The 25,113-nt window shown below is 32.2% G+C and carries 31 protein-coding genes and 1 other annotated feature; of the genes, 3 read left to right on the top strand and 28 right to left on the bottom strand.

Features of this window, described 5'->3' with window-relative positions:
• The 11 genes from RR643_RS06760 to rpmG form a co-directional block, all read right to left on the bottom strand.
• The coding region (locus RR643_RS06760) for an FAD-dependent oxidoreductase (protein ID WP_332482746.1) at positions 1-704 on the bottom strand (704 nt) is incomplete at its 3' end.
• Between the two features lie 114 nt (positions 705-818).
• Positions 819-1,379, bottom strand: a complete 561-nt coding sequence (gene efp, locus RR643_RS06765) for an elongation factor P (RefSeq protein WP_332468599.1) — start codon at positions 1,377-1,379, stop codon at positions 819-821.
• A 66-nt stretch (positions 1,380-1,445) separates the two neighbouring features.
• The gene (locus RR643_RS06770; RefSeq protein WP_332482747.1) at positions 1,446-2,687 is read right to left on the bottom strand and encodes a hypothetical protein; all 1,242 of its coding nucleotides are present in this window, start codon (positions 2,685-2,687) and stop codon (positions 1,446-1,448) included.
• 33 nt (positions 2,688-2,720) lie between these two features.
• Positions 2,721-3,080 carry a hypothetical protein gene (locus tag RR643_RS06775; RefSeq protein ID WP_332482748.1) on the bottom strand — a complete coding sequence of 120 codons (360 nt, stop codon included), beginning with the start codon at positions 3,078-3,080 and terminating at the stop codon, positions 2,721-2,723.
• Complete coding sequence (locus tag RR643_RS06780; protein ID WP_332472277.1) at positions 3,073-3,468, bottom strand: hypothetical protein; 396 nt, start codon at positions 3,466-3,468, stop codon at positions 3,073-3,075. The genes RR643_RS06775 and RR643_RS06780 overlap by 8 nt, the downstream gene beginning before the upstream one ends.
• 177 nt (positions 3,469-3,645) lie before the next feature.
• Entirely contained in the window at positions 3,646-3,978 is a 333-nt protein-coding gene (locus tag RR643_RS06785; RefSeq protein WP_332468604.1) for a prepilin-type N-terminal cleavage/methylation domain-containing protein, read from the bottom strand.
• On the bottom strand, positions 3,956-4,249 hold the full coding sequence (gene comGC, locus RR643_RS06790; RefSeq protein ID WP_332468605.1) for a competence type IV pilus major pilin ComGC: 294 nt from the start codon (positions 4,247-4,249) through the stop codon (positions 3,956-3,958). The genes RR643_RS06785 and comGC overlap by 23 nt, the downstream gene beginning before the upstream one ends.
• A 7-nt stretch (positions 4,250-4,256) precedes the next feature.
• The gene (locus RR643_RS06795) at positions 4,257-5,255 is read right to left on the bottom strand and encodes a type II secretion system F family protein (protein WP_332482749.1); all 999 of its coding nucleotides are present in this window, start codon (positions 5,253-5,255) and stop codon (positions 4,257-4,259) included.
• A complete protein-coding gene (locus RR643_RS06800) occupies positions 5,221-6,198 on the bottom strand; it encodes an ATPase, T2SS/T4P/T4SS family (RefSeq protein ID WP_332468607.1) in 978 nt (325 codons plus the stop codon). Before RR643_RS06800 ends, RR643_RS06795 begins: the two co-directional genes overlap by 35 nt.
• A 74-nt stretch (positions 6,199-6,272) precedes the next feature.
• Entirely contained in the window at positions 6,273-6,842 is a 570-nt protein-coding gene (locus tag RR643_RS06805) for an MBL fold metallo-hydrolase (protein ID WP_332482750.1), read from the bottom strand.
• Between the two features lie 69 nt (positions 6,843-6,911).
• The gene (gene rpmG / locus RR643_RS06810) at positions 6,912-7,064 is read right to left on the bottom strand and encodes a 50S ribosomal protein L33 (RefSeq protein ID WP_078712319.1); all 153 of its coding nucleotides are present in this window, start codon (positions 7,062-7,064) and stop codon (positions 6,912-6,914) included.
• 125 nt (positions 7,065-7,189) lie between these two features.
• Between rpmG and ispG the strand changes: the two genes are divergently transcribed.
• Entirely contained in the window at positions 7,190-8,254 is a 1,065-nt protein-coding gene (ispG, locus tag RR643_RS06815; protein ID WP_332468609.1) for a flavodoxin-dependent (E)-4-hydroxy-3-methylbut-2-enyl-diphosphate synthase, read from the top strand.
• Positions 8,251-9,102 carry a Cof-type HAD-IIB family hydrolase gene (locus tag RR643_RS06820; RefSeq protein WP_332468610.1) on the top strand — a complete coding sequence of 284 codons (852 nt, stop codon included), beginning with the start codon at positions 8,251-8,253 and terminating at the stop codon, positions 9,100-9,102. The genes ispG and RR643_RS06820 overlap by 4 nt, the downstream gene beginning before the upstream one ends.
• 274 nt (positions 9,103-9,376) lie before the next feature.
• Here the strand turns inward: RR643_RS06820 and lgt are convergent, their stop codons facing one another.
• The 3 genes from lgt to RR643_RS06835 all read right to left on the bottom strand — a co-directional run bounded on the left by lgt (position 9,377) and on the right by RR643_RS06835 (position 12,452).
• On the bottom strand, positions 9,377-10,144 hold the full coding sequence (gene lgt / locus RR643_RS06825; RefSeq protein WP_332468611.1) for a prolipoprotein diacylglyceryl transferase: 768 nt from the start codon (positions 10,142-10,144) through the stop codon (positions 9,377-9,379).
• Between the two features lie 107 nt (positions 10,145-10,251).
• Entirely contained in the window at positions 10,252-11,088 is an 837-nt protein-coding gene (locus RR643_RS06830) for a deoxyribonuclease IV (protein WP_332482751.1), read from the bottom strand.
• The gene (locus RR643_RS06835) at positions 11,085-12,452 is read right to left on the bottom strand and encodes a DEAD/DEAH box helicase (RefSeq protein ID WP_332468613.1); all 1,368 of its coding nucleotides are present in this window, start codon (positions 12,450-12,452) and stop codon (positions 11,085-11,087) included. The genes RR643_RS06830 and RR643_RS06835 overlap by 4 nt, the downstream gene beginning before the upstream one ends.
• A 56-nt stretch (positions 12,453-12,508) precedes the next feature.
• Here RR643_RS06835 and ispH point away from each other — a divergent pair, with 56 nt between their 5' ends.
• A complete protein-coding gene (gene ispH / locus RR643_RS06840; protein ID WP_332468614.1) occupies positions 12,509-13,420 on the top strand; it encodes a 4-hydroxy-3-methylbut-2-enyl diphosphate reductase in 912 nt (303 codons plus the stop codon).
• On the opposite strand, the gene RR643_RS06845 is transcribed toward ispH, so the two are convergent.
• From RR643_RS06845 to RR643_RS06910, 14 genes are all read right to left on the bottom strand, one after another.
• On the bottom strand, positions 13,409-13,903 hold the full coding sequence (locus tag RR643_RS06845) for a hypothetical protein (protein ID WP_332468615.1): 495 nt from the start codon (positions 13,901-13,903) through the stop codon (positions 13,409-13,411). The two genes, ispH and RR643_RS06845, sit on opposite strands and share 12 nt — an antisense overlap.
• A 23-nt stretch (positions 13,904-13,926) precedes the next feature.
• Entirely contained in the window at positions 13,927-14,346 is a 420-nt protein-coding gene (locus RR643_RS06850; protein ID WP_332482752.1) for a hypothetical protein, read from the bottom strand.
• Positions 14,347-14,498: 152 nt separating this feature from the next.
• The gene (locus RR643_RS06855; RefSeq protein ID WP_332482753.1) at positions 14,499-15,194 is read right to left on the bottom strand and encodes a pseudouridine synthase; all 696 of its coding nucleotides are present in this window, start codon (positions 15,192-15,194) and stop codon (positions 14,499-14,501) included.
• The gene (locus RR643_RS06860) at positions 15,194-16,831 is read right to left on the bottom strand and encodes an oligosaccharide flippase family protein (protein ID WP_332482754.1); all 1,638 of its coding nucleotides are present in this window, start codon (positions 16,829-16,831) and stop codon (positions 15,194-15,196) included. The genes RR643_RS06855 and RR643_RS06860 overlap by 1 nt, the downstream gene beginning before the upstream one ends.
• Before the next feature lie 4 nt (positions 16,832-16,835).
• Positions 16,836-17,354, bottom strand: coding sequence for a hypothetical protein (locus tag RR643_RS06865; RefSeq protein WP_332482755.1), 519 nt, complete (start codon positions 17,352-17,354; stop codon positions 16,836-16,838).
• A 127-nt stretch (positions 17,355-17,481) separates the two neighbouring features.
• On the bottom strand, positions 17,482-18,726 hold the full coding sequence (gene tyrS, locus RR643_RS06870; RefSeq protein WP_332468620.1) for a tyrosine--tRNA ligase: 1,245 nt from the start codon (positions 18,724-18,726) through the stop codon (positions 17,482-17,484).
• 37 nt (positions 18,727-18,763) lie between these two features.
• Positions 18,764-18,959, bottom strand: a binding site (T-box leader).
• Positions 18,960-18,992: 33 nt separating this feature from the next.
• Entirely contained in the window at positions 18,993-19,982 is a 990-nt protein-coding gene (locus tag RR643_RS06875; protein ID WP_332468621.1) for a LacI family DNA-binding transcriptional regulator, read from the bottom strand.
• Positions 19,960-20,628: a hypothetical protein gene (locus RR643_RS06880; RefSeq protein ID WP_332468622.1), complete on the bottom strand. Its 669-nt coding sequence runs from the start codon at positions 20,626-20,628 to the stop codon at positions 19,960-19,962. The genes RR643_RS06875 and RR643_RS06880 overlap by 23 nt, the downstream gene beginning before the upstream one ends.
• Positions 20,629-20,638: 10 nt before the next feature.
• A complete protein-coding gene (locus RR643_RS06885) occupies positions 20,639-21,022 on the bottom strand; it encodes a hypothetical protein (RefSeq protein WP_332468623.1) in 384 nt (127 codons plus the stop codon).
• Between the two features lie 46 nt (positions 21,023-21,068).
• Positions 21,069-22,376 (bottom strand): UDP-N-acetylmuramate--L-alanine ligase, encoded by a 1,308-nt coding sequence (murC, locus tag RR643_RS06890; protein WP_332482756.1) that lies wholly within the window; start codon positions 22,374-22,376, stop codon positions 21,069-21,071.
• An 11-nt stretch (positions 22,377-22,387) separates the two neighbouring features.
• Positions 22,388-23,143, bottom strand: coding sequence for a hypothetical protein (locus tag RR643_RS06895; RefSeq protein WP_332482757.1), 756 nt, complete (start codon positions 23,141-23,143; stop codon positions 22,388-22,390).
• Between the two features lie 25 nt (positions 23,144-23,168).
• A complete protein-coding gene (locus RR643_RS06900) occupies positions 23,169-23,957 on the bottom strand; it encodes a hypothetical protein (RefSeq protein ID WP_332468626.1) in 789 nt (262 codons plus the stop codon).
• A gap of 50 nt (positions 23,958-24,007) precedes the next feature.
• Positions 24,008-24,646 (bottom strand): tRNA (guanosine(46)-N7)-methyltransferase TrmB, encoded by a 639-nt coding sequence (trmB, locus tag RR643_RS06905; RefSeq protein WP_332468627.1) that lies wholly within the window; start codon positions 24,644-24,646, stop codon positions 24,008-24,010.
• A 44-nt stretch (positions 24,647-24,690) separates the two neighbouring features.
• Positions 24,691-25,113, bottom strand: a 423-nt coding sequence (locus tag RR643_RS06910; RefSeq protein ID WP_332482758.1) for a S1 RNA-binding domain-containing protein, incomplete at its 5' end; no start/stop codon positions are given.

Raw genomic sequence — 25,113 nt, forward strand, 5'->3', positions numbered from 1 at the left:
ATTGAATCTAAGAAATCGATTGCAGATGCAGATTGTTCAGCTAATGTTTGAACTAATTCTTTATTGTTCTTATCATAGCCACCCTTCATTGTATCTTCAACGAATAATTCAACGCTGTCTTCAATACCTGCTTCATCTTGGTATTTTGTTGCAGCAGCATTCATACCACCTGTTGCACGAGAAGTATTTCCTCCAACAATTGGTGCTTTTTCAATAATAATTACTGATTTGCCTTCGTTTGCAGCAGTGATTGCAGCAGTCATCCCTGCTCCACCAGCTCCAATAATAACAACATCAGCTTCAAGTGTTTCAGCTTTTTTCTCAACTGATCCAGCTTCTTTAGCTTTTAAATCTGTTACTTTTAATCCAGCTGCTTCAATAGCTTTAGTTACTGCTACTAAGAAAGCATCAGAAGTAATTGTAGCAGTTGAAACTGCATCTACTTCAACACTGTTTTGTGCTACTACTTTTTCGATCATGATTGGTAGTGCAACTTCACCAATGTCTGCAGATTCTGCAGATTCAAGAACATTGATTGATTCAATCGTCTTGTCATCAGAAATTGTTACTTCAACTTTAATAGTTGATGAGAACCCTTTTTCTTCTCCTGTGAATGTTCCACCCTTAAACTCACTCTTAGCACACCCTGTAAGCATGCCGATTGTCAACAACATTGTTAACAATAATTTCATGTATTTTTTCATCATATCCTCCAATACTTTTTCAATTATAAAGAATCAAAAATGTTTGTCAATGTTTTCACAACACTTTCTTACATTTTTTCATTTTCTCCCAAAAAAAAGACGAATTTCTTCGTCTTATGCGCGTCCTGAATATTTACCGTCAGCAGTATTAATTAATACCATCTCATCTTGACCGATGAATAGAGGTACTCTAATTTCTAATCCTGTTTCAAGTGTTGCATTCTTAGATGCTGATGTTGCTGTATCACCTTTTACTGCTGGTTCACATTCTACAATACGTAATTCAACTTTATCTGGAAGAATTAAACCAAGAATTTCTACACCTTCATACATTGAAATATTAACATTATCATTAGCTTTAAGGAATTTCATTTCCCATTCTAATTTATCTTTATTAATTTCAATTTGATCATATGTAGATGTATCCATGAATACTAGTGCATCTCCACTGTCATATAAGTATTGCATTTCTTTCTTTTCAATATGTGCTTGTTCAACTTTATCTCCACCAGTAAATGATAGTTCATTGATAACACCTGTTCTTAAATTTCTTACTTTTACCTTTACAATCATTTGACGCATTGCAGTTTTATTATGCGCAATATCAATAACTACGTATATATTACCTTCGTTTTCAAATGTTGTTCCTGGTTTCAAATCGTTTACAATAATCATTTTTGTTCACACTCCTACCCTTCTATTGTAAGGAAATCGAACGTTTTGTCAACGATAACCCACAATTTAGTCGCTATTTTCAAGCACCCATGTAACTTCTGGATCAACTCCATTAAGATAATCTTCATAGGTTTGTTTGATTTCTATATCTGGATAAAGTGAATCTTTATCGTAACCCTTAATCAATTCAAAATACTTTGTTGAATAATAAACAATAAAAGGAACAGTTAAAGTTTCTATACTTTTCAATTCTCCATAACCATTTACAGTTCCACCTGTTGGTGTACCAACTAGTTGGCTATTAAACATTTCTTGCGTATCGATTGCATTCATAATTCCAGATGAGAATGTTTTATTACCTATTAATGTATAAAATGTATAGTCACCAGATTTTTTTATCATATTGAATAATGGTTGAATTACTTCTGAATTACCTCCAGAATTATATCGCAAATCAAAAATAATAGTTTTGTAATCCGTTGTATCAAGTTCCGCTTCAACTTGCTTTGTGAAGTCTTTCATCGGTAATTTAGGATCTTCTTGACATGAGTTATATTGAATAAATAAGGTGTCATCATTCATCTTTTGATAATTGTAAATATTAGTTATTAGACTTGTGCTTGGATTTGTATTTCTTTCAACTCTTGCTAATTTAGCACTCTTGATTTCTTGTTCATTTAATGGAGTTAATGGAATTGGTATTAATTCTTGTTTATCATCCTCAACATAAAGAACAATTTCTTCATTTTCTTCAACAACACCTAAATAAATAAGTGCTTCTTGAAAATTAATTGTATTAGAAAAACTTTGATCAATCCACGCATCATTTTCATGAGGGATAATTGTCTTCGCCTTCTCATAAATTTCTTGGATACTCATGTCATTGATACTTACAACTCGATATCCCAAATACGCTTTATAAGCTTCATCTAAAATCATTGTATGCCAATTGTCTTCAAACTTTGCTATTGCAAAAGGCAGCCCATGTTCATAGGCATATTTAGAATTTGAATATCCTATGGTTGTATGTGCATCTTGAACAAGAGTCAATAAATGCAAAACTGAATAATAAAATTCTGCATCACTCATTTCATTCACATTTTCTTTTACTTGCTCTATTTCTTGTTGTAGTTCTTCCTTCGTTATATTCGCGTATAAGTTTTTGTGCTTCGCTTCCAGCGTATTAAATATTTCAATCAAATCCTCTTCTTTGGTTTTAATTGTATTGACTGTTTCTTCTTTTTTTTGACATCCTACCATACCCAACAAAATTGAAATCATCACGATAAATGTAATTAACTTTTTCATATCATTTCCTCACTACTAGGTATGATACGGCTTTTACTCTATCTTTTCAACCTGTGATTCACATTCATCAACAGCGGAGAACAAATCTTTCTCATATTCAAAGTGAAGTATTTTTTCCTGATACACATCAATATTAATTAAATCTGCATCTATCATGACTTCAAATGATATACCACTTAGTTCATATCCACCATCTTTCAATCGATTATTCTTCATTTCACAAATCAACCAATCAATGATTTTTACCTCTAGGTCTAATATAGAATTAGCTTCTTTCACATTTAAGTAAACTTGAATTTTAGCTTGAAACTGTGACTCAATATATCCTAAAAGTGTTATAACAAGTAGTAAATACCACAAAAATATTGCACTAATAAATCCCTTCTTACTCATGAGCAACTACCCTTTTTCTTACTACATCCTCCCGTTTGTATTCATAGTATACTTTTCCATTTTCTATTACAAAATATCCCTCATCTAAATCAGTAAAATAAATCAATGTTCCTGGTGTCATGTAGAGGTGGTGATTTGAAGTAATTAATTCGATTTGTTCTCCTCGATAATTAGCATAAAGAATACCATCTTCAACATTTATGTTTTCCATAAACAGCATTGCTTTTCTTAATTGGTATAAGGCAATTTCATCTTGAGCGTCGTCATTAAAATAATTATGATCAATTAATAAGCGAAGTGATGTATAAACAATAGGTACAAGAACTGCAACTATGATAAGTCCGATGAGGTATTCGATGGAGGTACTTCCTCGTTTGTATTTAGACACTCAATCTCACACTCATTTCTATTTATTAAGATTTGGATATAACGTTGATCTTCTTGTTCCAAGTAAGTCTCAATTGATTCTGAATGCACTACTTCTAATTTTTTAATACCTAACACACATGTAACAACCACTAAAGTTATCACAATGCATAAGCTAACTTCTATCAAAACAAATCCCCTATTTAAACTCAAGCCTACCACCTCCAAGTTGACTAACAATTTTCTTTGATTTTCCAGGTATTATTATAGTTTGAGCCATTCTTACATTTCCTTTATAGTTAAAAATAATTGGATAAGAATACTCTGCACTAACGATTGATTCAAATTCCTCCTGTTTATTATCCTTAATACATTCAGATTGTTTGATTAAATACTCATTCGCAAAAATCATATCATCAATATTAGGTAGTCGAACAAGAGGCAAAATTAAGATTGATAATGAAGATACAATAAACAAAATTATCATCATTTCTATCAATGTAAATCCTCTATTGAAGTATTGCTTGTCCATCGCTAATACCTACACTTTGGTTGGTAGAACACTGTATTTGTTCATCACTCATCAATCCAGCATTCACTAAATCATATACATCATTGGGATATTCATCATAATCCAATCGATATTGTAAAATTGCTGAATCAACTACTTTGAGCATTGCATTGCATCCTTTGTCATCTACAATTTTCATTACTTTTTGAATGTTAGGAACTGCCAGTAAAAACAAAATAGACAATACTGATACAACAATAATCATTTCTAATAAAGTAAATCCTTTCTTCATATTCACCTCACAGTTGAGCCATTAGCGTTAAGGGAAGTATAAGAATTTGATACACAATAACGATAATAAACCCAATACATCCATAACTAATAAGCTGGCATCCTTTCGCAAAACGTTTAATCTTTCTTTTCATCTTTGTTTCGTTTATTCTTATGTATCCTTCTAACATTTCATCCATAGATGATGAATATATCGCAACTTTCATATATTGAACTAACGTTCGATCTAAATAAATATTTTCTAATGCTTCTTCCATCTTTTCACCCCTTGTGAGTGATTTTTGAATTGTTGTACTCATCAAATTTAGAATGGGATGAATTTCGATATTACTTAGCAATTTCATTGTTTCTTTTGTTTTAATACCACTCATTGAACATTGACGATAAAAGCGAGCGAATAAATTACTTTGATAGGTTTTAATCATGTTATTTTTATTCAGTTTGCAATACATTTCATATAAAATACATCGACACATTTTGTTACACCACAATAAAATGATCACACTCATACTCAACAATACAATTGTGATGAAAATACAGATACATATGAATATAAATCGTATTGACAGAAGTGTTGTTGGATCCATTTTAAAATTAGTAAACATCGTTATTAATGTAGGAAAACATAAGAATGTGAAAACTGTTAATCCCATCCATGTTCCAATGAAAAGCAAACTAGGATAAAGTAATTCCTTTAAAATATTTGTTCGATAATTCTTCTCTTCTTTTATACATTTCATTGTTAGTGTTAAACTTTGCGTAAAAGGTAGAAACATACAGAATGGTTTAAGATACATACAGTATTCCTTAGAAAAATAAATTTGAATAAAATTTTCTATTTCCTCACCCTTTTCTAACTGCGATAGTAATTGATCAAAACAAGTTTTATTCTTATTATCTTTAAGTAGTCGTAAAGCATCTTGAAAAGAAAACCCTGACTGAACTAAAACGCATATTCCTTCTATATCTTGTTTATTCATCCAAGTCTTTGGTTGCTTCTTGAACACTGATAATTCCTTGTTGGATTGCTTGTTTGATGCTGTATTGAATTGGTTTAAAATCTTTCGGTATTTCATGTTTAAAATAATCATTCACACCTTTCTTTGTTAATATTTCATAAATGCCAACCTTCGAATTATCTGAAAGAGATGAATATAGTCTTTGATTGCTAATCCCCAATAAGACATCCATAAGTTGATATTGACTCACACCCAGTTCTAATAGCCTCTCAATCGCTAAAAAACAGTTACCTGCATGAATACTAGTCAAAACCAAATGACCCGTTAAAGCACATCTAATCGCCATTTTAGCTGCTTCCTCATCACGAATCTCACCAATCATGATAATATCCGGAGCATGCCTCAATAATTGTTTAATTCCTTGATCATATCCCAAATCCTGTTTTTCATTAATTTGAAGTTGTACAAAATTTGTACTATAGATTTCTATTGGATCTTCTAAGGTATATATTTTCTTATGCTTGATTTGATTTAGGATTGTATACAGAGTGGTTGTTTTGCCAGATCCTGTAGGTCCACTAAATATAAATAAACCACTACGATGATTTTCAATTGATTTCAACATTTGAATAACATTTTGATCATACGTTAAATGCTGTATTTCAATCTTTGAATTAGAACTCAAAATTCTTAAGACACCACTTGTTATACGATAACTTTTCATGACTGCAAACCTCAAAGAAACCCTCTCTCCATTTACATTTACATCAAATCTACCTGTTTGTGGTAACACACTGTTACCTAAATCTAGGTTCGCTCGATATTGTAAATAGCGAAAGAATTTTAAATCATCTTCTTGTTTCTTAACCAATATCATCTTTTCATGATATTTAAACTCAATCTTTATTTCATCATCAAATAGTGAAAAATGAAGATCACTAGCTCCATAGTGAATCGCAACAATAAGTAATTCTTCTAATCTTTTTTCCATGTCATCTCCTTACCAAATGATTTGTTTATTCTTCTATTTTCCCTAAAAAAAAAGCAGAATTTATTTCTGCTTTCTTAAAAATATGGGTTAACCGCTAATTCATGTTCAATTGTAGATGTTGGTCCATGTCCTGGATAAACAATTAAATTTGGGTTAAACGATTTGATTACATTTAGACTTTGTCTCATTTTACTCATGTTACCACCATATAGATCCGTTCTACCAATTCCTTCAAAAAATAAAACATCTCCAGTAAATAAGTGATTTTTATATTGTATTAATGTACATCCTTCAGTATGACCTGGTGCAAAAATAATATCAAATTCAAAATGACCAATTTTCATCTTACCTTCGTGAAAGTATTGGGTCGAACTTGTTACAGTTGCGATCATGCCAGAAGCAGTATTTTTTGATGTATCTGTAAGTAGTTCATGATCATTCTCATTAACATAGACAGGACAATGATAGTATTTTACCAATTCATCTACGGCACCAATATGATCAAAATGGCCATGTGTTAATAAAATGGCATCGACGATTTCATCTTCTTGAATCATACTAATAATTCTTTCGGCTTTTTTCCCTGGATCAATAATACAAAGATGACCTTCATCTTTTAATATATAACAATTGGTTTGATACATGCCAACCACGGCAGTTAGTATAGTTTCCATCATTTAATTTATAAAAAAAACCTTAATATAAGGCTTTTCTTATTTTTTCTCCTTGTGTAAAGTCTTTTTTCTACAAACTGAACAGTATTTTTGAATTTCCATTTTCTCAGTTTGTTTACGTTTGTTTCTAGTGCCAATATAGTTTTCTTCACCACATTCAGAGCACTTGAAAGTAATATTCTCTCTTGGCATGATAATCCTCCTAATAATGCTTTACAAGTATAGCATATCTTGAAAAAAAAGCCAATACTTTCGTGAAAGCCTTTTTCTACCCTTTTTCGTGGTATAATAAGAGCCGAAAGCGAGGCGATTTTACAGTGAAAAGAACTGAAACTCGAGTACTTCATGTTGGTAATCTACAACTTGGAGGTCAAAACAAATGTTTATTACAATCCATGACAAATACCAAGACAAAAGATGTAACCGCAACTGTTAAACAAATAAAAGCACTTCAAGAAGCAGGATGCGATATTGTCAGAATGGCAATACTTGACGAAGAAGATGCATTAGCGATAAGAGAAATCAAAAATCAAACAAATATTCCATTGGTAGCAGACATTCACTTTAACTATAATTTTGCGATTATAGCAATTGATCAAGGAATTGATAAAATACGCATTAACCCTGGAAACATTGGTTCGAAAGAAAATGTCAGAAAAGTGGTCGAAAAGTGTAAAGAACGCAATATTCCGATTCGTATCGGTATCAATAGTGGGTCTTTAGAAAAAGAAGTATTGGATAAATATGGTAAACCCTGTGCTGAAGCCATGATTGAAAGTGCTAAAAAACATGTAGATATCTTAGAAGAGTTAGATTTCTATGATATTTGTTTATCCTTTAAATCAAGCAACGTCCCCTTAACAATCGATACCTATCGTTTAGCTGCAAAAGAATTCCCTTATCCATTACACCTAGGTGTAACTGAAGCTGGGTCATTTAACATTTCCGCAATTAAATCCAGTGCTGCTCTTGGCGCATTACTCCACGAGGGTATTGGTGATACAATTCGTATCTCTGTAAGCAGTGATCCTGTAAATGAACTCTTCATTGGAAAACAATTGTTACGTGCTTTTAACTTAATAGACGAAGTCCCTAACTTAATTTCGTGTCCTACTTGTGGTCGTATTCAATATGATATGATACCAATTGTGGAAGAAATCGAAAAATTCCTAATGACTATCCATTCAAATATCGAAGTTGCTATTATGGGTTGTCCTGTTAATGGACCTCAGGAAGCATCGCGTGCCGATATTGGAGTAGCAGGAGGTAAAAATGGTGCCATTTTATTTAAAAAAGGACAAATCATTCGTACTGTACCCCAAGATCAATTAGTTGAGACGTTAAAAGAAGAAATCTTAAAAATGGTTGAGGAAATCAAATGAGTGAAACCTCGTACAAATTAGTTTTATCCGATTTAGATGGTACATTGCTAAATGAGAATAGTCAGATCAGCGAAGAAACAAGAAACACTATTCTTGAACTTCAAAAAAAAGGGATTAAGTTCTCTATATGTTCTGGAAGACCTTATTATGGCTGTATCAAATTCATCGAACAATTAGAATTAGAAAAATACAATGGCTTTTTTGTAGGTATGAATGGTCAATACATTCGTAATTGTGCAACTCAAGAAGTTATAGAAAAAGAAAAATTAAATCAAGATGATTTTAAATTGCTTTGTCGCATTGCGCAACAACATGGTGTTATCACTGAATTGTTCTATGAAACACATGCTTATATTCTATTACCAAAAAGAAATATTGTTTCAGCACTCCTCTTGACGGGTGTTTATAGTTTAAAGTCGTTAATCAATCAAAGTAGACGATATAAAATGTATTTTATTAAAGACATTATTGATTTACCTGACCTACCAAAGATATGTTGTCTAGGAAAACCTGAATCATTAAAAGCTCTTGCAAATGAATTACTTGAACTTCAAAAATATGATACTTTCTTAGTAAATCCGGCTTGGTTAGAAATTGTAAGAATCGGAATTAGTAAGGGTCAAGCCTTGTACGACTTAGAAAAGATGACTGGAATTCCTGTTCAAGAGATGGTCGCATTTGGTGATGGCGAAAATGATCTATCCATGTTGGAAATTGCAGGACTGAGTTGTGCTATGGGTAATGCAATGCCCAATCCAAAGAAAGTCGCTCATTGTGTCATTGATACAAATGTAAATAATGGTGTTGCGAAGAAAATAAAAGAATTGTTCAAACTAGAAGAAAATTGATTTGTTACACAAATCATTCAAAGAACCTTTATGGAGTACCCAAATTCCTCTTTCGTAGAATTTGTGTCCAATAAACTCAGTACTCTTCCATGCTACTGGGTAGTTATTAACGAAGGTTGAATTCATTAGCTTTATTTTAGATTCCTACTTCAAGTTCATCAAAGCTCAAATCCATCATCTAACAGTGGTGGTGTTCAAAGCTTTGTTGAAGTAGGTTTCTTTTTTTATTGTATTAAGCTAAGTAAGAGAACTTTCCTGCAAAATAAAAGAAGTCTTACAATTTCTTTTGTTTTGAACTTCTTTTACGACAATAAGTAAATAAACCAATCCCTACTACAAATACAAAGATAGAAATGAATTGCGATGTAGATAATGTTCCAACTGATCCGCGAATTAAATCACCTCTAAAAAACTCAATTATGAATCGTCCCACACTGTAGAGAATTAAATACAGCGATGCAACCTCACCCTCTGCTTTCTTCCTTTTTGCAAAAGCTATTAACAAAAAGAACAGCAATAAATCAAATACACTAGAGAATAATTGGGTTGGAATAACCGCTACACCTGATGGAGCAAGTGAACCAGTTGGAAAAATCACACCAATCGGACTATTTGTTACACTTCCATAACAACACCCCGCAAAGAAACAACCAACGCGCCCAAATGCTTGTGCAAGCGCAACAGATGGAACAATTAAATCAAAGTAAGCTAAAAAATCTAATTTGTGTTTTCTACAAAATAAATATCCACCCAGAATACCACCTAATATCCCACCATAAACCACATACCCATTCATAAAATCAAAAAGAATACTTGGATTCAGTAATATCTGATCAATGATTGTTATCCAATAAAGTAGTTTTGCACCAAGAAACCCGAATCCAAATAACCATAAAGCAAGTGAATCAAAAATTTCAGTATTCAATCCAATTTGTTTACCTCGTTTTTGTGCAATCACAAATCCCAACGAAATTCCTATCGCTATCAAAAATCCATATGTATAAAATGTAAATCCACCTATTTCAAACAATACATTATGCATAGTTATATCCTCCAATACAATAGTTACAAAATATTCTTTTTTTATTCTCTTGTCAATAAAGTAGAAAGAATTAATTCTAAAGAATTTAAAAAGTCAGTTTTCACTGACTATTTTCTTAACATATTAATTTCTTCTTTATATGGTGGTTGACCATCAATCCATGGTGTTTCTAGAATCTTGATTTTATTTTCTAGTAATGGATGATGTGCAACACGATACAATTCAGCAAATCCAATCTCACCTTGACCTAAATTTGCATGTCGATCTTTTTTAGCACCCATTACATTCTTAGAATCATTCAAATGAATAACATATAAATTCTCTAATCCTATAATTCGGTCAAAATCCTGTAACACAGCATCAATCGACCCAACAACATAACCTGCATCATGAATATGACATGTATCTAAACATACCCCAAATTTTTCAGGATAATGAACTTGATCTAAGATTGCTTTGATTTGTTCAAAGCGATAACCTACCTCACTACCCTTGCCTGACATAGTTTCTAAACAAATGATTAAATCATCTTTTTCTCGAACTACTTCATTTAGTCCTTTTATGATGGATGCAATTCCTTCTTCAAGAGTTGCCGCAACATAAGAACCTGGATGTAGAATTAAATACTTAGCTCCAATCTCTTGAACTCGATCTAGTTCTTGTCTAAGAAACGATACTGCTAGTTCATATGTTTCAGGTTTGATTGTATTCGCAAGATTAATAATATAAGGTGCATGTATCACCAATCGTTCCATTGGTAAATGATTTTCACTCATTAAACATTTCATCTCTTCTACTTTCAAAGTAGAGACACTTTTTCGTAATGTATTTTGTGGCGCACCAGTATAAACCATCAAAGCATTAGCTCCGTATTCCAAAGCTTCCTTAACAGAACCCAACAAATAATCAGGGGCACTCATCGAAACATGTGATCCAATTATCATTCGATAATTCCTTTTGATTTAAGTCGTTGAGCTGCTTTGTATCTTTCTTTTCTTTGTTCCTTAATATCTTGTCGTATATGATCACGACGTTCTTTTTGCTTAATCTTTTGAATCATTTCTGCTTTTTTCTTTTTATACCCTGGTTTTACTTTTTCATTTTTACGTTTTAATGTCTTGGCAATTTCTTTCTCACGTTCGTCATTCTTCGTAATCATTTTTTGACCATGAGGTTTTAATTGTTGCCACGAACCATTTTTAAATAAACGGTGTTCGAAATGAATGCCTTTTTCTTTAAGTGCACGTATTGCCTTTTCATCTGATTCTTTATATAACGCAAAGCACACACCATCTTTACCAGCGCGTCCTGTTCTTCCAGAACGATGAATATAGAAATCTAATTCACTTGGAAATCCTAAAGAAACAACATGCGTGATTCCTTCGATATCAATACCACGTGATGCAATATCTGTTGCGACAATATATGTATGATCTAAACTTCCTAATTGCTTCATAGCTTGTTTTCTTTGACGCGCTTGAAGCCCACCATGTATTTCTACAATAGTTTTCCCACTCTTACGTAATAATGCAGCAACTTCACCTGCTTCGTCTCTTGTGTTTGCGAAAATCAAACATACATACGGCATAAATCCAGGTAAAAGTTCAAGTAATGCTTCACCATACTCTTTATGCTTGCATGGAACAAGTACATGTTCAATCTTTGGATTTGAATTATGTTCTTCTTTAATATGAATGGTTTGTGGTGCGTTCATATATTTTTTCAAGAAAGGTTTAAGAGCCATTGGTATCGTAGCACTGAAAGCCATCATTTGTAGCTTATCACCCATTCTTCCACAAATTGCATCAACATCATCCAAAAAGCCATACTCTAGCGTCATATCCGCTTCATCAACTACATAAATCGAAGCAGTATCAACACGTAATACAGATTGTTCAAGGAATAAGTCCTTAATACGTCCTGGAGTACCAATTACAATATGTGGTTGATGTTTAAATGACTCAGCCATCTTACTGCGTTCCATTCCTCCAGTTACTAATTTAATTCTTAATGATGGATCTGCTTCCATCATCAATTTTGCATTCTTAAAAATTTGCATTGCTAATTCTCTTGTAGGAGCTGTAATTACAGCTTGTACAACTTGTTGTGTTGTATCAACTTTCTCCATTAATGGAATTAAGAACGCATGGGTTTTACCTGTACCAGTATCAGAAATTGCAATTATATCTTTTCCTTTTGTTGCCATAGGAATAACAGCATTTTGAATTGGGGTTGGTTCCACAAATCGGTTGAGTCGTATAAACTCTTTTGTTTTTTCATTAAAATTAAAATCTTGATATGTTTTCATAGAATCATCCTTCCATGTGTATTATACTATTTTTAAGCATAGAAAGGAATTATGAAATGGAAATTATCCCCGTAACACCCCGTGGTTATTGCAAAGGAGTAGTTCGCGCTATCAATTTAGCGAAAAAAACCGCTCTTGAATACCCCAATGAAATGATTTTTATGCTTGGTATGATTGTACACAACAAATATGTTGTAGAAGCTTGTGAATTACTTGGCATACAATGCGTAGAGGAAAAAGGTAAAACTCGTTTAGAGTTATTAGATAAGATTCATTCAGGAGTTGTGATTTTCACTGCCCATGGCATTAGTGACGAAGTTTATCAAAAAGCGATTGAAAAAGGATTGATTGTCGTTAACGCTTCTTGTGATGATGTTACAAAGACTCAAATAATTGTGAAAGAATACTTAGAGAAAGATTATGAAGTACTCTATATTGGAAAGAAATTTCATCCAGAAGCTGAAGCTGTTATCGCAATCAGTGACCATGTACATTTCATCGAGAGTAAAGATGATATCAATCAATTACCAGATTATCCCCAAGTTATGGTCACTAATCAAACAACCATGAGCATTAAGGAAATTTACTCTATCATTGAAGCTTGCAAAGCCAAATACAAACATATCGTGATTTTAGATGAGATTTGTAATGCTACAAGAATTCGACAAGAAGCAATTGAAAAACTTACAGATACAGATTGCTTATTCGTTGTTGGTGATCCAAAATCAAATAACTCAAATAAGTTAAAAGAAATTGCACTATTAAATGGCATTCCACATGTATACTTAATTGAAACATCAAATGATATACAAAAAAACTGGTTAGAAGGATGTGATCGAATTGCGATTACCTCTGGGGCAAGCACACCAACCTATCTAACTAACCAAGTGATTGAAGTATTAAAACACTATAGTGAATCAAATGAATTATTGCATTTAGACATTGATATGAATCATTTATTGGACTAAAGAATCGTCAGTTGATGATTCTTTTTTTTCATTTTCATTTAACTCACTCACAAAATTTTCTTTTACTATAGATTTAATTTGATAATCAATGGTTGCATTAACGATAATTCCTAACAATATAAAAATTCCATTAAAACTAATAAGCAAGCCCAAATAATATGAGAATAAACCACCTTGATTGAACACTAAAACTGCAATACTACTTATTAAATACAAAACAAGAATCGCAAGTGAAATATAACGAACTATACAATTCACTTTCTTTGATAATGCAGTAAATTTTAAACCAGATAAAACAGTTAAACAAGATGCAAATGCAAAGTAAATAAATGGTATGACAACTACACCCAAGAATAATGAAATAGTCATAATGTAGTTTTGTATTTGGCTCATCGCAAGAGGATAAGCAACAATAAGAATAACTATAAGTATAATAAGCAATATCAAATAAAATATAGAACCTTGTTTTCTAGTAATCTTCATAAGCATCTCCTTTTTATTAAAATTTACTTGATGTCTTTGACACAAATTATTTTAACCATTTCATCTAATTCTATGCAAGTATGCCAATCTTCACTTTTAGTTCCATATTTAATCGTATGCAACACGGAATTCTCATCTAAATAAATATTATGAGGGTTTCCTTTTTTAATAGAATAGACTTCATCTAGTTTTAATTGTGTAATTTGTAATTGTTGATGAATTAATTCAGCAACATAAGCACAACCACTTTCTAATAAATAAAATTCTTTTTTCTCTAGATGATAATGACTGTTTTGCCATCCTGATGCTTCCGCAGTAATTGTACAGATATAAGAACTGCCACAGTCTTGAACTAAGCGAAATCTTTTCTCACCATTATCCATCATGTGGTTTTTCATTTTTATTCCTTGTTTTTCTGCATCTATAATTGATAATTCTTTCATTTGATTTACCTCAATATCATTATGTCGTATTTACAAAACTATGTCCAACTAAATATAACCCAACAAAGTTGGGTTATATTACTAATTTATAAAAATTTTTGTTTTCAGTAGAACAAATCAATTATCTTTTGATATCTACTTTAAATACAATGTCATTGCATTAAACTTTCTAACTCATCGTTTGTTAAATATCGCCATTGACCTAATTCCAACTCTTCATCTAATTGGAGTGATCCCATAGATATTCTTTTTAAGTATGTTACTTCCGATTGACAAGCGAGGATCATTCGTTTAACTTGGTGGAATTTACCTTCAGTAATTGTGAGTTCAATTGCCTTATCACTTAAAACTTTTACTTTTGCTGGTTTACATAATTCGTCACCATCAATCGTAATACCCTTTTCGATTAGTTCAATTGATTCTTTAGATAAAGGCTCACTGATTTCAACATAATATGTTTTATCTACATGTTTCTTTGGTGATAATAAATCATGTGCCAACTGCCCATCATTAGTTAGTAAAATTAATCCTTCTGTATCAATATCCAAGCGACCTACAGGAAATAAACCCTTCGTTGTGTCTTGGATACAATTTAATACTGTTTCATGTAAACCATCTTCTGTTGCGCTTATTACACCTTGTGGTTTATTCAACATAATATAAACAAACTTTTGATATATAATATCAATTCCATCAATCATCAATTGATCATTTTCTTCATCAAACTTTGTATCTTCTTTTTTGCATACGATACCATTAATACTAACCACACCACTTCTTATGATTTTCTTTACATCTTTTCTTGTGCCATAGCCTAAATGACATAGACATTTATCAAGTCTCATCATTATGCTTTACCTCTTTTTCTAAACCTCTTAATAAGTTGTGTTAAATTCAAACCAAGAATAGCCTTAGGTAAACCTAGACAAGAACTTGTAAAATAATAAACACCCATACCTACGATTCCATACACTGCCAAGATTAGTGTTCCCATTAATCTACCATGTCCTACAGCATCTAATCCGGTTAGTCTCAATAAAACAAATGAACCATTCATCGCAAACAAACAAAGACAAATTCTAAAGAATCTCTTAAACGTTCTTCCATAATGAACATGGTATTTATTTTGGATTAATTGTAAATTTAAAAATATAACAACAAATGATGTCAGTATACTTGAAGTTAGTGCACCTGAGTATCCAAACATATCAATTAATACAAAGAAAGAAACAAACTTTACAACAAATCCTATAAATAAATAAAAGATACTTTGACGTCTTAATCGCAATGTCATCATCATCGAGCTACAGATTGGAGATAGTGTTCCAGTAATTGAGATTGCACTACTCCATCTCAAAACTTCTGCACCGATTGTAAGATTGGCATCCCCATACATAACATAATAAATCGGTTCCGCTAATGCCAGTAAACAAATAAACAAAGGCATACCAATATAAAGAACTGTATCCAAACAATCTAATACATTTTTTTGTAGTTCTTTCCAGTTCTTATTTTCAAGTGAGATTGTAAGATAAGGAACAATACCCGCCCCAAATCCAATTGCAAGGACTTGTGGAATCGATGTTAACTTATTGCAATTTGTCTGCATAATCCCTAATACTAGCGTGTAGTACTCATAGTTTTCTGATGTAGCTTTTACTGCATTCATAAAGAATGAGTTATTTACAATACTCATACTATTTCCAAGAATTGATGCTAACAAATATGGTAATCCAAATAATAATAATTCTTTGAATAATTCTTTTGCAGGTACTGCAGGTTCTTTTTGATATCTTGCAGCTCTATTTAAATCACCAATATTTTTACGATCAAAACGATAATAATATACAATCGCAATAACTGCCGCTAATGAAGTTGAGAATACTCCCATATAAATGGCATAAATATTATTCATTTTAAGTATATAAATAAAGAAAGCACCTAATGCAAGCAATCCCCCAACACGTACTACTTGTTCAATAACTTGTGAAACTGCATATACTTTTAATTCTTTTAAACCTTGATAGAATCCTCTAAATACACTCAAGAACGGTACAGTTACTATCGCAAAAGTTAAAAGAATAAAACAAGTTTGTAATGTTTTAATATCTTCAATTGGGGCACTAGGACCCAGTGTTCCTTGCGCTAGTGGGAATGACATCATTGCGAATAAAATCGCGATAATAAACCCTGATGCAAGCATTAATGACATCGATAACTTGCGGACAAGCATTACCGTCTTAAAATCATTTTTATTTGCATATCGGGCAACAAGTGCTGCTATTGCAAATGGAAACCCCGCCGTACAAATATTTAATAATAATTCATAATAGGTATAGGCTTGGCTATAGAAGAACATGTTATTTTCTGTTGCCATTGCAGTAAAAGGAACTATATAAAATAGTCCTATTGCTTTTGAAATAAATATACCGACAGAACTTGTAAGAGCACCTGCCATAAAAGATTGTTTTTGTCTTTGTGTCATTGTCTTATTCTCCGCTGCCTTGATTTGCTTCTATATGAAGTATCAAATATTCTTTCATTTGTAGGGTATTAGACTCATCAGTCCAAGACACCATTAATTTTACATCAATTGGATTATTCAATGTTTCACCACTTAAAACTAATCCCTTTACATATCCCTCTTCAATAGCAACTTGTGAAGGAATCAAGTTATACTTTTCATCATCTAAAACACCAATCGATGGCGCCATAGAAGTATCAAAGTCACTACCAACTTCCATTGCCATGATTTTGACATTATACATACATTGAACCGCATTATCAATGATAAGGTAGTATCGATGCGTACCATCTGGCAAAGTGCTCATTTCATAGCTCACTGAAAAGTATTGTGATGTAGATGTTTCAGGAGCACTGCGTATCAAAATATCTACATTCGATTTATATTCATCTAATTTCTTAGTATCAAGTTCATTGTTATTTTTACTTGTGCATCCACTTAATAAAAAAATGGATAAGAGTAAAATTCTACATAACCGCTTCATGGAGTCACCTCTCGTGATATTTTACCATAAAACAAACTAAATTCATACAAGCCAAAACAGTCATTATTGTTATTTTAACTTGAAGTTTTTTCATGTATATAGAAAAAAGATGCAGAATAATCTGCATCTAAAATTCACAAATAAAGTAGTTTTTCTTTCCTTTTTTGATAATTGTAAATTCTTTATTCATTGCATGCTCTTTGTTTAAAACACTTTCTAAATCAGTATTTTTCTCGCCATTGACTTGAATTGATCCAGCTTGAATAAGTTCTCTAGCTTCTCTTTTACTTTGACAGATTTTACTATCAACTAATGCATCAATCAGTAATACACCCTCTTCAATTTTGAATTTTGGAACATCAGCTAAACCTTGACGAATTTCATCCGCACTTAGTTCACGAATATCTCCTTTGAATAGTGTATCTGTAATTTTTAATGCAGAAGCTAATCCATCAGCACCATGTACAAGTTCTGTTAATTCACTTGCTAATCCTTTTTGTGCTTCTCGTAAATGCGGTGCTTCTTGCATTGATTTTTCTAATGCCATGATCTCTTCTGGTGTTTTAAGTGATAGACGTTTTAAGTAATCGATAATATCCGAATCTGCGGTATTCACCCAAAATTGATAGAATTCATATGCATTCGTTTTAGTAGGATCTAACCAAATATTTTTACCTTCACTCTTACCAAACTTTGAGCCATCTGATTTTGTGATTAATGGCGATGTAATACCAAATACTTTTGCTTTATCACCACAAATCTTACGAATCAAATCAGTACCTGATACCAAATTACCCCATTGATCTGAACCACCAATTTGAAGTTCACAGTTGTGTTCAGTATATAATTTTAACCAGTCAATTGCTTGAAGAATTGTATAGGTAAATTCAGTGAATGAAATACCTGTTTGAAGTCTTGATGCTATTGTATCTTTAGCTAACATATAACTTACATTAAAGTGCTTTCCATAGTCTCTTAACACTTCAAGTAATGATAATTTTCCTAACCAATCGTAGTTATTTAATAGAATAGCTTTGCCACTTTCAAAATCAATAAAATGTGAAAGTTGTTTCTTTAAACAATCTACATTGTAATTTAATTCTTCAACATTCAAAAGTTTTCTTTCTGTTGTCGGACGTGGATCTCCAATCATCCCTGTTCCGCCACCACACAATGCAATTGGACGATGCCCTGCGTTTTGGTAACGACGAAGCAACATAATTTGTTGCAAGTGACCTACATGTAAAGAATCTGCAGTTGGATCAAATCCACAGTATGCTGTTACAGGTTCCTTTAATTTCTCTTCTAACCCAGGTAAATCTGTACAATCCTTAACTAAACCTCTCCACTTTAATTCTTCTAAAAAATTCATTTTCTTCTCCTCCTGACAAAATAAAAACGCCCTTTAAACAAAGGACGTAAATTACGCGGTACCACCTTAATTCATAGGTTTACCCTATGCACTCAAACTCTTAACGTGAGTAACGTCTTATCTTTTCAATAAGAAGCTCCAAGGTGTATTTCTTCAATGTTGTAAGTTCTTTTCATCAACCAGAACCTTTCTTTATACATACATTCAAGCTCTTTTCTTTTCATCGCTTATGGGTCAATTATAATCAGTTACCTACTAACTGTCAATTACTTAGTTGATTGACGTGGTGTAAATAAATAACTTAATTCAATTTCTGATTCATCAATTTCATCACATTGTAACATTTTAGTCATAACGCGCATTGATACCATACCTAAATCATAAGATGGTATTGCAAATGAAGAAATTTGTGGACGTACCATTGAATTGTATTTTGTATCAATAACACAAACTACTTCCATTTCTTTTGGTATTTCAATTCCATTTTCTTTCGCAGCGTTACAAACTGCCATTGCTTGTGAATCACGATTCGCAATAATCAAATCATGTTTGTTATCTTTCAAATAGTCTTTCAAATAATTATAAGATGTACGGTATGATTCAGGAATTTCTAGGTAGTTATTAAATACCAAGCCTTTTTCTTTGTAAGCACGTGTAACACCTTTAATCATTTGACTAATTGCATATTGATTTTTTCTATCTTGAATAATTGCAATGTTATCTTTACCATTACTTAAATACTTCATTGATAATTCATAAACAGCTTTCTCAATATCAACGTAAACCGAACAAATATTATGTCCAGACATTTTATTACCAATAATAACAATAGGAATATTGTACTTTGATAAAGTATCCATTTCATCAATTAAAATCTTGTCATTGTAAATAACAACACCATCTACATGTGATTTAATAATTGTTTCAATAATATCACTAATATCGGTAACCCCTTCAGTAGTTGTATGCAACATAATATTGTAGTTATACATTCCTGCAACAGCAATTACTCCATTAATGATTTGCCCAGTATAAGTAAAACTCGCTTCTGGTATAACCAAGCCAATTGTCGTTGTTTTTTGTAACGCAAGTCCTTGAGCAATCGCGTTTGGTTTGTATCCTAATTTTTCTATTGCCGCCTCTACTTTATCACGAGTAGGGCCTTTTACTACATCAGAACCATTGATTACACGAGATACTGTTGCTAATGAAACACCTGCATCTTTTGCAACATCATATATCGTTACTCTTTTCATCTTCAGTTCCTTTCTCTTCTGTACTATCATCCTCAATCTTATGAATTACTTTAGATTCAGGTTTAAGCCAATCTCTAATTTTATCCGCAGCTTTATCTGCTAGATCAATTGTTGCATCTTTTGCTTTTTCTATTTTTTCACTAACATCTGGAGAAGTTACAAAATCATTGACTGCTTTTTTTGCTTTGTCAGTTTCTTTCGCAACAAAATCAACAGCTTTATGTACGTTTTCATTTTCGATTACTCTACCGAAACCATCTGTTATTTTTTGTCCAAGATCATTAGCTGAGTCTTTAACATTTTCAATTGTTTCTTTTAATTTTTCACTATTTTTGATCTCATCAATTTTTATAATCGCATCATCATATACTTTGAGTGCACCATCTTTAATTCCTTGTACAGTATCTTTAAGCTTTTCATTATTTTGTACATTCTCTAACGCTTCTTTAGCTTGTGCTAATGCTTTCTTCAAAGCTTCTAAAGTCTTAGAACGAATTGTTTCAATTTTCTCTTTTGAATGTTTATCCATATCAAAAGGGATTACAAAATTAGAATTTTCATCCTTATCTGCTGATTCAATTTCATTAATCTTTTTCTTTAAATCATCAACTGTCTTTTCAATAGAATCCACTGTGTTATTTTCCATGCGTTACCTCCTAGAAGTCTACGATATCATCATCTTGTTTTACTTCTTGATTAACTGGTTTTTTATTAAGCTTTTCGTTAACATAATTCTTAACTAAACCCATATTTTCTGATACATATTCACCAGCCTGTTTCACTGCTGCATAACTCTTGTCATGCACTTCATCAACTGTATGACTTAGTTTAACAGCTGTATCCAATGGTGCTTGAACCTTTTCAATACTCTTATCAACTAACTTCATTGTTCCACTTAAATCATTAACAGAATTTTCTAAAGTTTTAACAAAATTAATAAGTTTAACTAATAAAACACAAAGAAAAATCAGTACAATTACCCCTAAAACAGGAAGCAACTGAACTGACAAGTTTTGCGCTGCTTCTATAAATTCATTCATAAAATGTCCACCTCACAGTACTATTATAACAAGAATGTAACATTTTTCAAGAATTTTGATAGCGCTTTACTTTGTTTGCTAATCCATAGATGTCTTTACTTGACATAAATAGATATACTGCTGGCTCTTCTTTGGCAAGAATTGCAGCCCCTTGATCATCTTCAGATAAGATTTTTGATCCAGGTATTTTCTCTTGAAGATAGTGAATATCGATGTTAATACCTTCTTCTTTATCATCAATACTCGTAAAATCACATAGATATATTTCATCCGCTTTTAGTAATGCATTGGCAAACTGATCAGCAAAATGGAATACTCTTGAAACACGATGTGGCTTAAAAATAGCTACTAATTTTTTATCTGGATAACGTTTTCTAGCAGCATCAATCGTAATTGATACTTCGGTAGGATGATGAGCGTAATCATCAATAAAGACATTATTACCTACCTCTTCTATTACAAAGCGTCGTTTGACACCTTTAAATGAACATAGTCCTTCTTCAATCACTTCAGGAGTTAACCCTTCTAACATACCAATACCAATAACCGCAAGTGAATTCCACATTAAATGTCTTCCCACAAAAGGCAAATGATATCGATATTGGAATTCCCCTTTAAACATAACGTCAAATTCCATTCCTGTCGTGCCCTCTACTATATTAATAGCACGTAAATCATTATTTTCACCTTCGCCATACCAAATATGGTCACAAGCTAACTCTAGTTTCCTTGCTTCTGAATCATCTCCGCATATTACACATGTCTTTTTGATATTCTTAGAAAACTCTTCATATGCATGTCGATAATCTTCATCGGACTTAAAATAGTCTACATGATCTATTTCAACATTAGTAATAATTGCGTAGTCTGGTTTGTATGCTAAAAAGTGGCGACGGTATTCACAAGATTCAACACAAAGATATTTACTATCTTCATGAATTACACCTGTACCATCTCCAATGAGATAACCTGTAGGAAATACGGTATCCATCATTGCTGATAACATACCAGTAGTCGTTGTTTTACCATGACTACCTGCAACACTGATAGAAATATAACGCGACATTAAAATACCAAGATACTCATGGTAACGATAACATGTTACTGATTTATTTGCTCTTGCTGCTATTACTTCTTCAAAGTCTTCACCAAAAGCATTTCCAATAATCACTGTCATTCCATCTTTAATGTTTTCTTTAGTGAATTCATCGATACGAATATTTCTAGCAATTAAAGGTTCTTCAGTAAAGAAATGTTTCGTTAAATCACTGCCCGCAACTTCTTCTCCCAAATCATGTAGAATACATGCTAATGCTGCCATTCCTGTTCCTTTAATTCCTATAAAATAGATCATATTCAATTCTCCTATTCATCACTTCCATCATCAAACAGACTTAAATTACGATTGTTGATGACTTTCTTTTCAACATATTCCACTTCTTCATCTTCTTCAATTGTTACTTTCTTGCCTGATAATGCAGCAGTTCTAGCTAAAATATCATCAAGAGTTAAATTTATTACATCTTTCTCAGCTTTCATTTCTGTTTCTGTTGGTTTAGATGATTTTGATGTTTCTAATTTAGTTGCATCCGGTTCTGCCGTTTTATCAACGCCATACATAGGTGAAATGATAGTTCCGATATGACTATCACCAATCTTTTTCTTAGGAGCTGTTGGGATAACTGCTTCAGCATCTTTTTCATCAACACCAAAAATCGGACTGATTACTGGTGTAAATTCATACCCCATTGGCATTTGTTTCTTCTTTGTTACTTGAGTTTGAACTTCTTGATGTTTTACAACTTGTTTAACTTCAACTAAATCATCAATATTCATACTAATTTTCTTTGATTCTGGTTTTGGTTCTTCTACAACCACCTTTGTATGTGGATTAGGAATATTTAAACCATCTACAGATTCCGTAGAAAGTAAAGGTTTAGCTTGTTGTACAACTCGTGTTTGTGTTTGTTGTGGTTGAGGTTGAACTTGTTTCTTAGGTTGTTGAACAACTTTCTTTTCTTCCCTTTTTAATGGTAAAGGTGCAGGAGTAGGTTCTTCATAAACTTCTTCCTCTTCGATTACTTCTTCTTCTTCAAATAATAAGCCCATTAACTTTTTCATAGTGTATTCTCCTTATGTTATTCATTTACTCAGGTGTTCCAAAATCATCTGAGGCATAATCTTCATTTACTTCAGGCGTTGGTGTTGCTGCAGGTATTTTACTACCAAAATCATCTGATTGATAGAAGTCATCGCTCATTGCACCACCAGTACCGGTTGTATCACCAATATTTGTCTTATCCGAAATCATCTCATCCACACGACCATTTTCAGGTACAGCAACTTCAAATAAATTAAGAGCTTCTTTTTTATATTGAATTGCTTCTTTTGATGAATAAGCTGATATAATTTCATCTTTATGAACACGAACTGTTCTTGCAATCTTAAGCATTTCAGATGCTATACCAGGTAACTGATTTGCATTAGCAACAGTATAGAAATTCATATATTGTGTCTCTAATAGCAACATATATGCATTCTCATACTGATACACTTGGCATCGATAATCATAACTATTTAATAGCCCATCATCATATTGTCCATCTAATTCAAACAATAGATTTTCTTTAGTTGCTACATCATCACCCGTCAGTGCATCAGCATAATATTTTTCACTAATTATTTTTGAAACATTGAGGTTCATTACAAATTGAACTCCATCTTTCAAAAATACATTATTGCTTGGATTAGAACTAACTTTACCTATACTTGGTTCAATATAATAAGAATAAAAATCTTTTCGATTATCACCCTCAACTGTTGCTAGTGTATTCGCAAAGTCTAATTCCTTTTGAATGTTTGCTTCTAATGACTGAGTGGATTGTGCACAACCAAATAAAAGGCATGCTACAAGTACTAAACAAAATCGTCTCATTTACACCCTCCTACTCTCTATATAGTTTACCACAATCTATCTTTTGTATGCTACTTTTTGCAAACAAAAATAGCACGATAGATAGGTTGTCCTAAACTCATGAATTTCGCTTCATATTCACTAATCGCATCCTCTGGATGTTCGTTTCTTCTAAAATCGACACTCACCTCTTGAAGAACCCAATTATTTTGATTAAATTCAACAAGTGAAAATTCAAATAGTCCCTGATTATCTGTCTTCATAATGATTTGACCTTCATTTTTCAACAGCGATTTATATTTATTCAAGAAATTACCATGAGATAATCTTCTCTTTTTATATCCGCTTTTTGGCCAAGGGTCAGAGAAATTGAGGTGAATTGTATCAATTTCTCCTTCATCAAACCATTGATCGATTTGATCAGCATCCAAGGTAATCATCAATAAATTTTGATTTCCTGTTTCAATTGCTTTTTTTGCAGCTACTGCCGCAACATTGCGATCTTTTTCAACACCTATCCATCCAACTGATGAATCCATGCTCGACATTTGAATAAAGTAATCTCCTTTTCCACACCCTATTTCTACGTGGAGTGTTTCACAATTCAATATCTTTTTCCATTTTCCTTTGTTATTTTGTGGCTCTTGTATGACAAATTGATCATTTTCATTAAGAAATGGCTCAGCCCAAGATTTTTTTCTCATTCTCATCTTAAAGTTCTCCTTGATTTGAAAAACCCCATACGGGGTTTTACTTAGTCTTTCTTTTTAAATACTCTTCTTTCTCCACCTTCAGAATTTCTTCTCTTTTCAAAAGCTTCTTTCTTTGCTTTTTGAGCTTCATCCCATCCTTCAGGTTTTTCAAGTAAGTCACGTGCAGATACATTTACACGTCCCTTATCATCGATTTCAGTTACAACTACTTTAACGATATCTCCAAGTTTTAATACATCTTCTGGTTTTTCAACACGATCATAAGAAATTTTTGATACATGTAATAAACCATCAGTACCTGGGAACAATTCAACAAATGCACCGAATTTTTCAATACGTGTTACTTTACCTTCATAGATTTCTCCAACTTTAGCATCACGAATAATATTTTCAATCATTGCTTGAGCTTTGTTTAGCATTTCTCTATCAAAGTGATAAATTACACAACGTCCATCATCTTCAAT

The sequence above is a fragment of the Anaerorhabdus sp. genome (assembly GCF_036637135.1).
GTDB lineage: Bacteria > Bacillota_I > Bacilli_A > Erysipelotrichales > Erysipelotrichaceae > Anaerorhabdus.